Source organism: Microbulbifer aggregans, assembly GCF_020524005.1.
Lineage (GTDB): Bacteria > Pseudomonadota > Gammaproteobacteria > Pseudomonadales > Cellvibrionaceae > Microbulbifer > Microbulbifer aggregans_A.
Window position 1 is genome coordinate 224,156 of record NZ_JAIVKK010000005.1, and the last position, 13,606, is coordinate 237,761.

The 13,606-nt window shown below is 55.8% G+C and carries 8 protein-coding genes and 1 pseudogene; 4 read left to right on the forward strand and 5 right to left on the reverse strand.

What is annotated here, in order from left to right; translation table 11 throughout:
• Positions 1–163 precede the first annotated feature (163 nt).
• Positions 164–1,663 carry an adenylate/guanylate cyclase domain-containing protein gene (locus LC093_RS11605; protein WP_226664955.1) on the forward strand — a complete coding sequence of 500 codons (1,500 nt, stop codon included), beginning with the start codon at positions 164–166 and terminating at the stop codon, positions 1,661–1,663.
• 31 nt (positions 1,664–1,694) lie between these two features.
• Positions 1,695–2,744, forward strand: a complete 1,050-nt coding sequence (locus LC093_RS11610) for a hypothetical protein (protein WP_226664956.1) — start codon at positions 1,695–1,697, stop codon at positions 2,742–2,744.
• A gap of 43 nt (positions 2,745–2,787) precedes the next feature.
• Here the strand turns inward: LC093_RS11610 and xrtE are convergent, their stop codons facing one another.
• The 4 genes from xrtE to guaB form a co-directional block, all read right to left on the reverse strand.
• Positions 2,788–4,437 (reverse strand): exosortase E/protease, VPEID-CTERM system, encoded by a 1,650-nt coding sequence (gene xrtE, locus LC093_RS11615; RefSeq protein ID WP_226664957.1) that lies wholly within the window; start codon positions 4,435–4,437, stop codon positions 2,788–2,790.
• 103 nt (positions 4,438–4,540) lie between these two features.
• Positions 4,541–4,822 (reverse strand): hypothetical protein, encoded by a 282-nt coding sequence (locus LC093_RS11620; RefSeq protein ID WP_226664958.1) that lies wholly within the window; start codon positions 4,820–4,822, stop codon positions 4,541–4,543.
• 650 nt (positions 4,823–5,472) lie between these two features.
• Positions 5,473–7,050 carry a glutamine-hydrolyzing GMP synthase gene (guaA, locus tag LC093_RS11625; protein WP_226664959.1) on the reverse strand — a complete coding sequence of 526 codons (1,578 nt, stop codon included), beginning with the start codon at positions 7,048–7,050 and terminating at the stop codon, positions 5,473–5,475.
• 116 nt (positions 7,051–7,166) lie between these two features.
• The gene (gene guaB, locus LC093_RS11630) at positions 7,167–8,651 is read right to left on the reverse strand and encodes an IMP dehydrogenase (protein WP_226664960.1); all 1,485 of its coding nucleotides are present in this window, start codon (positions 8,649–8,651) and stop codon (positions 7,167–7,169) included.
• Between the two features lie 160 nt (positions 8,652–8,811).
• On the opposite strand from guaB, the gene xseA reads away from it, so the two are divergent.
• Both xseA and LC093_RS11640 read left to right on the forward strand, forming a co-directional pair.
• On the forward strand, positions 8,812–10,167 hold the full coding sequence (gene xseA, locus LC093_RS11635) for an exodeoxyribonuclease VII large subunit (protein WP_226664961.1): 1,356 nt from the start codon (positions 8,812–8,814) through the stop codon (positions 10,165–10,167).
• A 315-nt stretch (positions 10,168–10,482) separates the two neighbouring features.
• Positions 10,483–12,318, forward strand: a pseudogene (locus tag LC093_RS11640) (transporter substrate-binding domain-containing protein); the annotation flags it as partial.
• A 256-nt stretch (positions 12,319–12,574) separates the two neighbouring features.
• On the opposite strand, the gene LC093_RS11645 reads toward LC093_RS11640, so the two are convergent.
• Positions 12,575–13,558, reverse strand: a complete 984-nt coding sequence (locus tag LC093_RS11645) for an NAD(P)H-quinone oxidoreductase (protein WP_226664962.1) — start codon at positions 13,556–13,558, stop codon at positions 12,575–12,577.
• Positions 13,559–13,606 lie beyond the last annotated feature (48 nt).

Here is a 13,606-nt window from a genome sequence, read left to right on the forward strand (position 1 = left end):
GGGCCGTCACCACAGCGGGACACCGGCATTCTGTGAACAACGAGGGGCCAGGGACTTGTCATCCCGCCGTCCAAGAGCTGGTATAGTCCTCTTCCCGTTCGTACTAGTACAGGTGACGACTTAATGGAGAGTCCCCCCGTTGATCGCTAAGCCCACAGCCATTATGCGGCACATTAAAGACGGTCTACATAAGAGTGTGAGCCGCCTGGTGCCCCGCCATGTCCCGATTGCGCTCAAATTGGCGCTGACGATGACCCTGCTGCTGATTCTGGGGATGACGAGTCTCGGCCTGTTTATTAGTGACAGCCAGAACCGCCTGATCCGTACGCAGCTACATGACTTCGGTAATACCATGGCGTTGCAATTGGCAAAACTGGCCAGCGAGCCAATTTTGTCTGAAAACAACCTGAATTTACGCATGCTGACTACCAATCTGAGCCAGGATGAGAAAGTCCTCGGTGCAGGTATCTACGCACATAATGGCGAATTACTGTCAGCGACCGGTATCCAGCCGAAACGGACCCTGTCCCCTTCCGACTTCAGCGGCGCAACATCCCAAGCCTGGTACCGGGACAAGGCTGACGGCTCTTCGGAAAGGGTGATCAGCTTTATCGCCCCAGCCAATTATCAGGGCGTCCGGGCCGGATCAGTGGTCGTAACACTGTCAGCCTCGCAGATGGACCGGGCCGCGGCCGGGGCGCGCAATGCCATCATCTACGCCACCCTGGCTATGACCATACTGGCGTCCCTGCTGGCCTACTGGCTGAGTCGACGCCTGTCGCTACCGATCCACCATTTAATGGAGGCGACGCGTGCAATTGGCCGCGGTGACCTGGCAACCCGAATCGATCAGCAACGCAACGACGAAATCGGCTTTCTGTTTGAAGGCTTCAACAATATGGCGGCCGGGCTTCTCAAGAAGTCGCAGGTCGAACAGGTCTTTTCCCGCTACGTGTCGAAAAACGTCGCCGATAAAGTACTGGCCAACCTCGACGAGGTTCGCCTGGTCGACCGTCCGATCGAGGCGACGGTACTGTTCGCCGATATAACCGGCTTTACCGCCATGTCGGAAAAACTGCAGCCCAGCCAGGTTTCCGAGTTACTAAATGAATATTTCTCCTACATTTCAAATGCGTGCTCAATGTATGGCGGGGTGGTCGACAAATTTATTGGCGACTGTGCAATGCTGGTATTTGGTGTATTGGAAGAAGATACTGACCACACATTTAACGCAGTTAGCTGCGCCGTGTTGATTCAGAAACTGGCGGCACAGTTAAACGAACAGCGCCGCGCCAATGGGCGACCCGAAGTACACTTTCGCATTGGCATCAACAGTGGAGCCATGCTGGCTGGCAATCTGGGCTCAGACGAGCGGATGGAATATACCGTGGTCGGCGATGCCGTAAACCTGGCATCCCGGCTGTGCTGCGAAGCCCAGCCAAATGAAATCATTATAAGGAAGCAACTGTTTACCATGCTGCAACCACGCATCATTGCGCAAGCCGGGCAGAACCTGCCGATCCGTGGAAAATCGGCGCCGGTGAGGATTTATTCCGTACAGGACCTCCAACAAAACAATCAACCACTGCTACAAGCCAATTTGCAAAAAATCTTAAACTCTCAGACCAGTCGACAGGGCCAGCGGACTGTTGACCATGCGTGATTGCCGGTTAGCACTTGTATGTTTTTTGTTGTTGCCACTGCTTCCAGCCTGCAGCCTGGTCCGAACACCGCAGCAGACGCTGGAAGGCTTTCCACCTGAAACCTTGCAGCTTGTTCGTCATCAATCGGCCGAACTGATTCGACTACAGAATCAGACTGCCGCAACGCCAGCTCAACAGCAGTTGGTCGAACAGTTGCAGCGCAGCCTGCGGCAGTTTGAGCGCGATGTTATTAGCAATGCGAACAATCTGGAACAACAGGGTGACTGGCACGGTGCAGAGCAGATTTTACAAGGTGGCACACGAGTACTGCCGGACAGCCTGATTCTAATTGGCGCGCGACAAGCATTAGCAGAGCGCCGCCAGTTGCGCGAAGAACGCGTACGTATGGAGCTGGAAATCCACCGTGGTGAACAGTTGCTTAAAGACGTTGCGGCCTACCAGCGCTTGAAACAGTTACAAGGCCCGGGACTTCTGAACTGGCTTGAATTGAAAAATTTTCACCGCAAACGCCGTGCCTCGGCGCAAGCTCTGCAGGAACACGCGCAGCGAGCGCTGGAGCGGGAAGACTATTCCCTGGCGCACCGCGCTCTGACAGTCTCACAAGGCCTGTACGGAGACGACCTGGAACAGGATCACAATTTACGGGCAGCACTCGAACAGGATCTGGCCCTGGCAAACAGCCACCTTCGCCCGGTTAAGCGCCAACCAGTCAAACGCCGCCTCAAACAGGATCAGCCTGTCCCCGTCGACAAATTGCAACAGGCTCTGGACACCGGCGACCTGCTGGGCGCACAGCAACATCTCGACCAGCTACAGCGACGCTTCCCGCAGCACCCGGAACTGATCCCCCTGCAAACACGGTATCGCACGCAGGTAAAAGCCCGGGTACTAACAGCAATTAAGCGGGGAAATGATTTATACAGCCGGGGCTATATCGAGCGCGCCCTGGCTGTCTGGCGTGAAGCCAAAGCCCTGGCCCCGGAGAACGTCGAATTACTGGCCAATATCGCCCGCGCAGAAAAAGTGCTGCGCAACTTACGCGCACTGTCGAAACCGCCCGGAACCCAACCAGGCCAATAAACCCTGACTCCTCAGCTTAGGGTGCTGGTATCGGGCGTTGGACCTAAATCATACTCCACTGACCACTGCAGGCCGCGAATACAAATACAATCAGGTTAGTTACAGCATGCGCCGCGATAGCATCCCCGACATGCTGTGAACGCAGCCGCACGAAGGCATAGGCTAATCCAGCAACTATCCCCGCCACCCAAGCGCCATGCAATGCGCCAAAGGCAACGGAAGAGATCAACACCGCCACTACCGAGACGGGTAAACCGCCACGCGTGTAGTTCGGCGAGCGGCTTAGCTTGCACAACAGGTACCCCCGAAATGCCAACTCTTCGGCAACGGGCACAGTGACGACCGCACCTACAAAGCGAAATACCAGCCATAAACCGGACCAAAGCGGAGGCGAATCAAACAGCGTCTCCGAAAATACCCGATCAGCCTGCGGTGCGGAATCAATGAGCAGCGAAATCCATATCAATGCCACGCCAAACCCGGCAGCGAGCGCCAAAGGGCTTAGACGATAGGGGAACAAGCGCAGCGCCGGCCAGAACCAGATCAGTGCGAACAGCACCGCAAGCACGCGCAACGGGTATAGCCAAACAAATTCAGAGGATACCGCCGAAGTCAGCAGTACTGACGCGAGTAACGCTACCAAAGGTACAAGCGTCGCGACAGCCTGCGCACTGTTGCTATCAGCAGGCGACGCGGAGACTCCGGGCACGAGTTTTGACACGCCGGCATAGCCAGACTGAATTACAAACCGCCAGCGGCCAGCGAACCAGAGCAAACCCAAAGAGGTCAGAATAAACGCTATCCAGCCTGCCTGGGAGTGAAACCCTCCTATCGCAATATCTGCCGACCAGTAATAGCCCAACGCCACCAGTACCGTGATACGCACAGCATTGAGCAGCCAAATGGCCACAATTCCAAGGGGAAACAGTACAAATGCACGGGGAAAGCGAAATTCCTTGCGATTGATATGGAGGTATAACGCGAGAAACGCAGTAATCAGCCCGATGCCTTCATAACCCGAACATGCAGGTGCCACGTTGACAATGAAGTCACCCAAACCAAGTATCTTCTGGCTCTGCCCAATCACCACGAGCTCAGAATCAAAAAGCCCGAGCAAATTTGAGGACAACATAAACGTCAGGGAACTCAGCGGCACCCACAGGCGGCTAGCCAGGCCAGTAAAAAGCCAGACTGCCACCGCAATCAGCACAGCGGCACATACAGACTTCCAGTATCGCACCAGGGTTCGAAACCAGTACCGCATGGGTGCCAACATTGATGCCCAACACCATAAGCTGCATAACAGGGCCAGACACCAGAGCAAAAAAATAGATGTATCCGTTTGATCGGCATGGCCGGGGCCGGCGAAATCAAAAATGATTATTGAGCTGTGGACGAGCAACCAATAACTCAACAGTTGCGGCAACAGAAATATGCCAGCGCGCTTGATATCAGCCTCCAAGCAAATACCGCCCCACAAGGTCCGCAATTCGCGCTGTAGCAGCACCCCTAAAAGCACAGCAAACAGTACAGCGACTTTGGCAGCCTGCCCCAAATAGCCAAACAGCGCACGCCACCCCCCTGTAGAACCTTCCATGATCAGGGTATAGGCATCAAAGCGCTGACTGGCATACATAAGCTGTAACACCAGCAATAACGCAATGCTCAACTGCAGTATGGCTCTATGTTGCATAAATCAAAGGTTGTCCCTAACCAATTGATCTGAAGAGAAATTCATTACAAAAAAACCCCGGCGGAATGCCGGGGTTTCGACAAACTTTTCGTGGGTTTTGGGCTTATTTGGCAGCGCGCCTTTCGCGGCGTACCGCAACCAACCCTGCCAACAGCGCGAGGGCAATACCTGCACCCGCCGCGTCAATCTCAGGAACTGAGTGCGTCTTTTCCCCGCCTGAACGCTCACCATCACCCCAGCGTCCATCTCCACGACGTCCGTCGTGATGGCCACCGTGATGACCGCCATGATGGCCGCCACGCTTGCCACCAAAGTCGCCGCCGGCAAAAGCCATTGGCGATGAGAACAGCAATAGCGCCAAACTGGCATACACATACTTTTTCATTGATTCCCTCCATTTAAATACTGCTTTTATTCAGCAAGTATCCATTTAAGTTCTGTTCCGTGAACCCGATCAAACGCTCATTAAAAGCAACAGGTAAACCGCTACAGAAATGCGATTTTTGTCAACCATTAAGAACGAGAGCAGACCCTATTCGATGAATAGATCAGCAATTAACGAACAACTATTTAGGTACCCTCGGAGTAGATCTGCCACCACCGGACTTACACCCCAAACAGGACTTTCAAGGGCGATGTGATAGCGATCTCTAGCCGCCGGGGGTTTCTCTGCCGCCCCAAGTATGAGGCGTCATGCACCCACAAAAAAGTGAGACACGGTTCACCATTGCAGTGAGACTCACTTGGAACCCCAAGCGAATCGGCAGAATAAACGCCATTAATAGCCAGGTCTAGTAGCTGCGGTCCCTGTACGGCCGTCCAAATGCACAAAAGGCGCCGAAATCTACCCGAAATGCAGGAACGCCCTATTTCAGCCAATTTAGCGCTATTCGCGACAGTGAAAAATGTGCCAACTGCTTTTACAGGTACAATGCGTGAGTCCCCCTGAGATACCGGGGAAAACTATTGGGAAGATGAAGCGAGGGGCGGACGGAAGAAAACCCGCCGGCACATGCCGGCGGGGTTAGGAAGGTATTATTCCCACTCAATAGTAGCGGGTGGTTTACTGGAAACGTCGTAGGTTACCCGCGAGATATTTTCAATTTCATTGATGATACGGTTGGAGACCTTCTCGATCAGCTCGTATGGCAGGTGCGCCCAACGTGCGGTCATAAAGTCCACGGTCTCCACAGCACGCAACGCCACGACATATTCGTAGCGGCGGCCATCGCCGACCACACCGACGGATTTGACCGGCAGGAATACCACAAACGCCTGACTGGTCTTGTGGTACCAATCTGCGTTGTGCAGCTCCTCGATAAAGATCGCATCAGCTTCACGCAGAATATCTGCGTACTCTTTCTTCACTTCGCCGAGAATACGCACGCCGAGGCCCGGGCCTGGGAAGGGGTGACGGTAAACCATGTCGTAAGGCAGGCCCAGCTCCAGGCCAATCTTGCGCACTTCATCCTTGAACAGCTCACGCAGAGGTTCAACCAACTCAAAAGCCATATCTTCCGGGAGGCCACCCACATTGTGGTGAGACTTGATCACGTGCGCCTTGCCGGTTTTGGCCGCGGCGGACTCAATCACGTCCGGATAGATAGTGCCCTGCGCCAGGAATTTAACGTCCTGCAGCCTGGAAGCTTCCTGATCAAAGATTTCAATAAAAGTATTACCGATCACCTTGCGCTTGGCTTCAGGATCTTCAACGCCGGCAAGACGCGACAGGAATGCCTCTTCTGCATCAGCGCGAACCACCCGCACGCCCATGTTATCGGCGAACATTTGCATGACCTGATCGCCTTCATTTTTACGCAGCAGGCCGTTGTCCACGAACACACAGGTCAGCTGATCGCCAATGGCCTTGTGCAGCAGCGCTGCAACGACAGAACTATCGACACCACCGGAAAGACCCAGCAGCACTTTGCTGCCGCCCACTTGCTTGCGCACCTTGGCAATGGAGTCTTCGATGATGTTTTCCGGCGTCCACAGTTTTTCACAACCGCACAGCTCGATCACGAAGTGCTCGTATATACGGGTACCCTGCAGGGTGTGGGTCACCTCCGGGTGGAACTGGACACCGAAGAAATTTTTCTCCGGGTGGTACATACCGGCAATCGGGCAGGAAGGGGTAGAAGCCATCAGTTCGAAACCTTCCGGCATGTTCACCACTTTATCACCGTGGCTCATCCATACATCCAACAGCGCCTTGCCGTCTTCTGCCAGGTGATCCTTGATGTCGTGTAACAGAGCGGACTCACCCTCTACTTTCACTTGCGCGTAACCGAACTCACGCACATCGCTGCCCTGCACAGCGCCGCCCAACTGATGCGCCATCGTCTGCATGCCGTAACAGATGCCCAGCACAGGCACGCCAAGGTCAAAGACCACTTCCGGCGCGCGCGGTGAACCGGCTTCCGGCACAGATTCGGGACCACCCGCCAGGATGATACCCTTAGGGTTGTACTCACGAATTTCCTCTTCGCTCATATCGAAAGCGCGAATTTCAGAGAAAACCCCGAGCTCACGCACGCGGCGCGCGATCAGCTGGGTGTACTGGGAACCGAAGTCGAGGATCAGGATTCGGCTGGCGTGAATATCTTGCGTCATGGCTTACTCGGTAACAGATTTATAAACAGCAAACGGACCCATAAGGTCCGTTTGCTGTTCACTTTCAGTGACTTCTCATAGCGGCCCGTATATAGAATCCAGGGCGCTGCAGTTATTTAGCGGCCGCCTACTGGATAGTTGGGCGCCTCTTTGGTGATCTGGACATCATGTACATGGGATTCACCCATGCCCGCCGCAGTCACGCGTACGAAGGACGGACGGGTACGCATGGTTTCCATATCGATGCTGCCGGTATAGCCCATCGCTGAGCGCAGGCCACCCATCATCTGATGAACGATTGCAGAGATCGGGCCTTTGTACGGTACGCGGCCTTCGATGCCTTCCGGCACCAGCTTTTCCGCACCTTTACTGGCATCCTGGAAGTAGCGGTCAGACGAGCCCTGAGTACGGGACATGGCACCCAGAGAGCCCATACCACGGTAGGACTTGTAGGTACGCCCTTGATACAGTTCGACCTCGCCTGGCGCCTCCTCAGTACCGGCAAACATGGAGCCCATCATCACCGCGTATGCGCCAGCAGCTACCGCTTTGGAGATATCGCCGGAGAAACGAATACCACCATCGGCAATCAACGGCACGCCGGTACCTTCCAGCGCCTTGGCGACTTCGGCAATGGCTGTCACCTGAGGAACACCGATACCGGTAACGATACGGGTTGTACAGATAGAACCAGGGCCGATACCAACCTTGACTGCGTCGGCGCCAGCTTCGGCAAGTGCGAGAGCGGCTTCGCCAGTGGCGATATTACCGCCGATCACGTCGACCTGCGGGTGCATTTCCTTGATACGGCGCACGCGCTCAATCACGTTGCGGGAATGGCCGTGGGCAGTATCCACTACCAGCACGTCCACACCAGCCTCAACCAGTGCCGCCACGCGGTCATCGGTGTCCGGGCTGGTGCCAACGGAGGCGCCGACACGCAGACGGCCATCGCTGTCTTTACAGGAGTTGGGGTACTGCTCGGCCTTGTTGTAATCCTTGACGGTAATCAGGCCGCACAATTCGAATTTGTCGTTCACCACCAGCACTTTTTCAATGCGGTGTCTGTGCAACAATTCACGCACTTCTTCCGGTGCAGCACCTTCGTCGCAAGTCACCAGGCGCTCTTTCGGCGTCATGATGCTGGCAACGGAAACATCCAGGTTGGTCTGGAAGCGCACGTCACGGCTGGTGACGATACCGACCAGATTGCCCTTCTCCATTACCGGCACGCCGGAAATGTTGTGGTGGCTGGTAAGCGCGATCAGTTCGCGTACTGTGGCGTCGGATTCGATGGTGATCGGGTCTTTTACAACACCGGCCTCGAATTTCTTAACTGCACGCACCGCGAGCGCCTGCTCTTCGATGGTCATGCTTTTGTGGATGATGCCGATACCACCTTCCTGAGCCAGAGCAATGGCCAGACGTGACTCGGTCACGGTATCCATCGCAGCGGATACCAGCGGAATATTCAGAGTAATATTGCGCGACAGTTTGGTCTTAAGGGAAACATCCTTGGCTGTGACCTCGGAAAATCCGGGCACAAGTAGGACGTCGTCGAAAGTGAGGGCTTCGCGCGCGATGCGCAGAGATTCAGACATGGACACTCAAACCTCTAGGGAGCGGGAATGGGTATCGGCGCGATTATAGCCGTAACCTCCCGCGAAACAAAAGCCTATTTCGCTTTTAAAGTCGATTCTCTTTACCTCGTGTCCGATACTTGCAATATTGGCCGCCTTTTCAGAGTCCGACGAGCCCGAAATGCTACCAACTCCCCCCCATGAGCAAAGACCCGGCAACGCACAGGGCCGCAGTGTCCTGTCGGTCAGCGACCTGAACCGGGAAGTTAAACAACTATTAGAGGGTAATGTGCCCCTGCTCTGGGTGGGCGGAGAAATATCCAACTTCGCGGCACCCTCTTCCGGGCACTGGTACTTTACCCTCAAAGACGCCCGCGCCCAGGTTCGCTGCGCCATGTTCCGCGGTCGCAACCGCAGTGTCCGCTTTACTCCGACCAATGGTCGCGAGGTCATAGCCCGGGCCCGCGTAAGTCTTTACGAAGGCAGGGGCGAGTTCCAGCTGATTATTGAACATCTGGAAGAAGCCGGACTCGGCGCCCTGATGCGCCAGCTCGACGCCCTCAAAGCGAAACTGCAGCACGAGGGGCTGTTCGAACTCGCACGTAAAAAACCACTGCCTTACCTGCCTGCCACCATCGGCATCATCACATCCCCCACTGGCGCGGCTATCCGCGACATGATCCATGTGCTCGGGCGCCGCTATCCGGCAGCCCGAATTGAGCTGATACCGGTTGCAGTGCAGGGACAGGGTGCTGCGCAACAGATTGCCAACGCCATTTCGCTCGCCGGGCGGCTACAACGGCATGACTTGCTGATCGTGGGGCGCGGCGGTGGGTCCCTGGAAGACCTGTGGGCCTTCAACGAAGAGGTCGTCGCCCGCGCGCTGGCCAACTGCCCCATCCCGACTATTTCTGCAGTAGGACACGAAACTGACAATACTGTAGCGGACCTCGTCGCCGACGTGCGCGCGCCGACTCCGTCCGCCGCCGCGGAACTTGCCAGCGCCAATGCCGCCGCGCTGCTGGAGGAGATCACCAGTACCGAAATACGACTCCAGCGGGCCATGCAATTGCAACTGCGCCACCTGGACCAGCAAGTGAAACTGGTCAGTAACCGGATACGCCACCCCCGCGAACAGTTGCAAAACCGGGCCCAGCGACTCGACCATCTGGAAATCCAGCTACGCGCACTAATACGCCAATACATGACCACCGGCCGCCAACGCGTACAACACGCGGAGCGTACGATTGCACAGGCGCACCCGGCCCACCGGATCGCCCAACATAAACAGCAACTGATACAGACACGGGACCGTTTGCAGAAAGCGGCTGCAAGGTTGTTACAACACAAGCGCGAGCAAACGGCACACAGCGCGCAACTCCTGCATTCCGTCAGTCCCCTGGCGGTACTTGAACGTGGTTATGCCATCGTCAGCAATGACAACAACCAGGTTATCCGCCGCGCCCAGGACACCCAGAGCGGCCAAAAAATTCGCGCCCGCCTCGCAGAAGGTGAGATCCAGGCCATCGTGGAGTAACGCGAATCTTGCCAATTCACCACTCAACTACATGACTCAAGGGACGCGGCCACACCGCGCCCCATGACCACCGGTACAACGTTCACCCTAGACTACGCGAGTCGCCTCAACGCGGAGCGGTCTATGCTTGTACCTCGCGCAATCCCGTGGAACGAATATTCGGCAAGCGTCCCATCCACCACATTCTTCTCAAACGGTCCGCTACTGCGCGCTTTGTGGCACTGGGTGTATCGCGTTTTTCCTGCGATGCTGCTAATTACGTCCCTGGCATGTGGTGGTTGCGGTGAGACCAACAAGCCACCACCCGCCCGGAATATGGAAAAGACCGGAGGCGAAAACCCGAAGCCCTTCAAAAACTACGTCGAAACCGGTGATCTCGAGGCACTGAAGAAACACGGGGTACTCCGCATTGTCAGCCTCGCCGCAGACGACGATGACCTGCTGCCCCGTGCCACCATCGTCGGCCAACGCCACTTCAATCTCGCCAGGAAACTCGCCAGACGCCTGGAGCTGGAACCACGCTGGTTTGCGGCATCCACGCCGGAACAGGCTCTGCGCATGCTCGCGGAAGGGCGCGCGGACCTGCTGGCCGGAAATCTGACCAAAACCGACCAGCGCGCAAAGCAGTTCGACCTCACGGTACCGATCAGGAAAACTCGCCAACAACTGGTGAGCGGTCGCCATGGGCCCGACGTGACCAAGCCCGACGCCCTGAAAGATATCGAACTGGTGGTGATGACCGAGAGCGTATTTATTCCTACCGCGGAAGCATTGGCTGCGAAGATTCCGAACGCAAAAGTGCGCCCCAGAAGACTTTCCCGCGCTGACACCATCGACCGTCTCATAGACGGCCTCAACAAAAACCCTCGACTCGTAACCGTTCTCGACAGCAACATCGTAGATGGGGTACTCAGCTATCGCCAGGACATCAAGGCCGGGGCCTTTGTCAGCGATGACGAGGACATCGTCTGGGCAATGCGCAAAGGCTCTTCGGATCTCCGAAAACATATCAATAATTTTCTCACCCGCAACCTGATAGAAGAACCAACAGAGCGCGGCTCTGACTGGAGCTCAATCAAGAAGTCCGGTGTTATCCGCTTCCTCACCTATAACGGTCCGACCAGTTACTTCATGTGGAAAGGGGAGTTAATGGGATTCGATTTCGACCTTGCTCAAGCATTTGCCAATGAGCACAACCTGGATCTGGAACTGGTCGTAGTTCCGCATGACGATGAGCTCAGTGAATGGCTGAAAGCCGGCAAAGGGGACTTTGCCGGTGCCGGCATCACCGCCACCCCCGAACGTGAGGCCAAGGGCATCGTATTCAGCCATCCACTCACCCAAGATCGGGAGCAGGTAATCAGCAATAGCCAAAAACCTGAAATCAAAACAGTCGCAGACCTTAATGGACGCACGCTGCTACTGCGCAAATACTCTTCCTTTGTCCAGACTGCTCAGAAATTGAAAGCCAAAGGCATCAGTGTCACCGTAAAAATTGCTGATCCTGATACCAGTTACGAGCGGATTATCAACATGGTTGCAGCGGGAAGAGCCGACGCCACTATCGTGGACGGTAGCACTGCGGAGATAGAAACATCCCTGCGCGATACGCTCGCCCCCGGCCCAAAGCTCACCGAGCCCCGGCCACAGGGCTGGATGGTTACAAGCGGAAATGAAAGTCTGCTAGGCAGGATCAATAATTTTATCGACGCCTATAAAAAAACGGACGCATTCGCACAGAAGGTCGAGCAGTATCTAAAACCAAGCCCACAGCTGGCCACCCTCCACAAAGAAAGTCTGGTGCCGGGAAAGCCGCTCTCCCCTTACGACAAAAGAGTCAAGAAAATTGCGCAAAAATATGAGTTTGACTGGCGACTGATCGTCGCCCAAATGTGGCAGGAAAGTGGCTTTGACCCCAATGCCGAATCCCAGGTGGGCGCCCAGGGACTGCTACAGGTGATGCCGAAAACCGCCATCGAAATGGGTTACCTTCCCCCGCTGTTTGATCCGGAAAAAGGTCTTCAGGCCGGTGTTAAATACCTGGACTGGGTACGCAATCGCTTTGAACCCGGGATCAGCCTGGAAAACCAGTTGTGGTTCTCACTGGCCGCATACAACGCCGGTATCGGCCACCTGTACGATGCACAGCGGTTGGCGGAAAAACTGAACCTGGACGCCAATGTCTGGTTCGGCAACGTTGAAGAAGCCATGCTGAAACTTTCCGAGCCCCGCTACTTCAAAAATGCCCGCTACGGATATGTGCGAGGCTCCGAACCCGTCAACTATGTATCCAGGATTAGCCGGCTTTATCGTGCGTACACAGACATAAGTAGCGGGGATGTTACCCGACTCACACCCCCACCAATATCACAACCGGGGCTGGACGCCAGCAAAAGTGCGCCAGCGATTAGCCCCCGATTGTCAGCACAATTTTGCCAATATGCTGGCTCGACTCCATCAATCGGTGCGCTTCTGCGACGGCTTCTAGCGGAAAGATGGCGGCAATCTGAGGGGCTACCCTGCCCGCGACAATCTCTGGCCACATCTGCGCCTCCAGATCCCGGGCAATCCGGGCTTTCACCTCCGGAGGCTGTGGCCTCAGGGTGGCCCCGGTCAGAATCAGGCGCTTCAGCATCACCGGCAACATATTGACTTCCACTTTCGCACCGGCAAGAAAAGCGATATTGACGATACGACCATCCAGCGCGGCTAGCTGGATATTGCGATCGAGATACTTGCCACCCACCATATCGAGAATGACATCCGCCCCATGATCGTCCGTCGCTTCGCGAATGACGGCAACAAAATCTTCACTGCGGTAATTGATTGCGCGCTCCGCACCGAGCGCTACACAGGCATGGCATTTTTCTTCCGAGCCCGCGGTAACAAAAACACGGGCGCCCAGACTGCGAGCAACCTGAATCGCCGTTGTGCCAATGCCAGACGAACCGCCGTGTATCAGCACCACCTCACCCGCCTTGAGCTGGGCCCGATGTATCAGGTTGCTCCAAACCGTAAAAAATGTCTCCGGTAGTGCCGCCGCTTCAACCATGGAAAGGCCTTGCGGTACCGGCAGGCACTGGGCCGCAGGAGCCACCGCATACTCCGCATAACCGCCACCGTTGGTCAGCGCACACACTCGATCACCCACTTGCCAACGCTGTACATTTGCACCAACCGCACAGACTTCTCCCGCAACCTCCAGCCCCAGAATCGGTGATGCACCGGGCGGTGGAGGATAAAAGCCCTGTCGCTGCACGATATCCGGACGGTTAACACCGGCAGCTACTACCCGGATCAGTACCTCGTCCGCTGCGGGCTCGGGCTTTTCACCTTCCGCGATTTGCATTACTTCCGGGCCGCCGTGTTCCCGCAGTTCGATATATCGCATATTTCCCTCGACAGTCATAAGAAATAAAAAAGCCCGGCAACGCCGGGC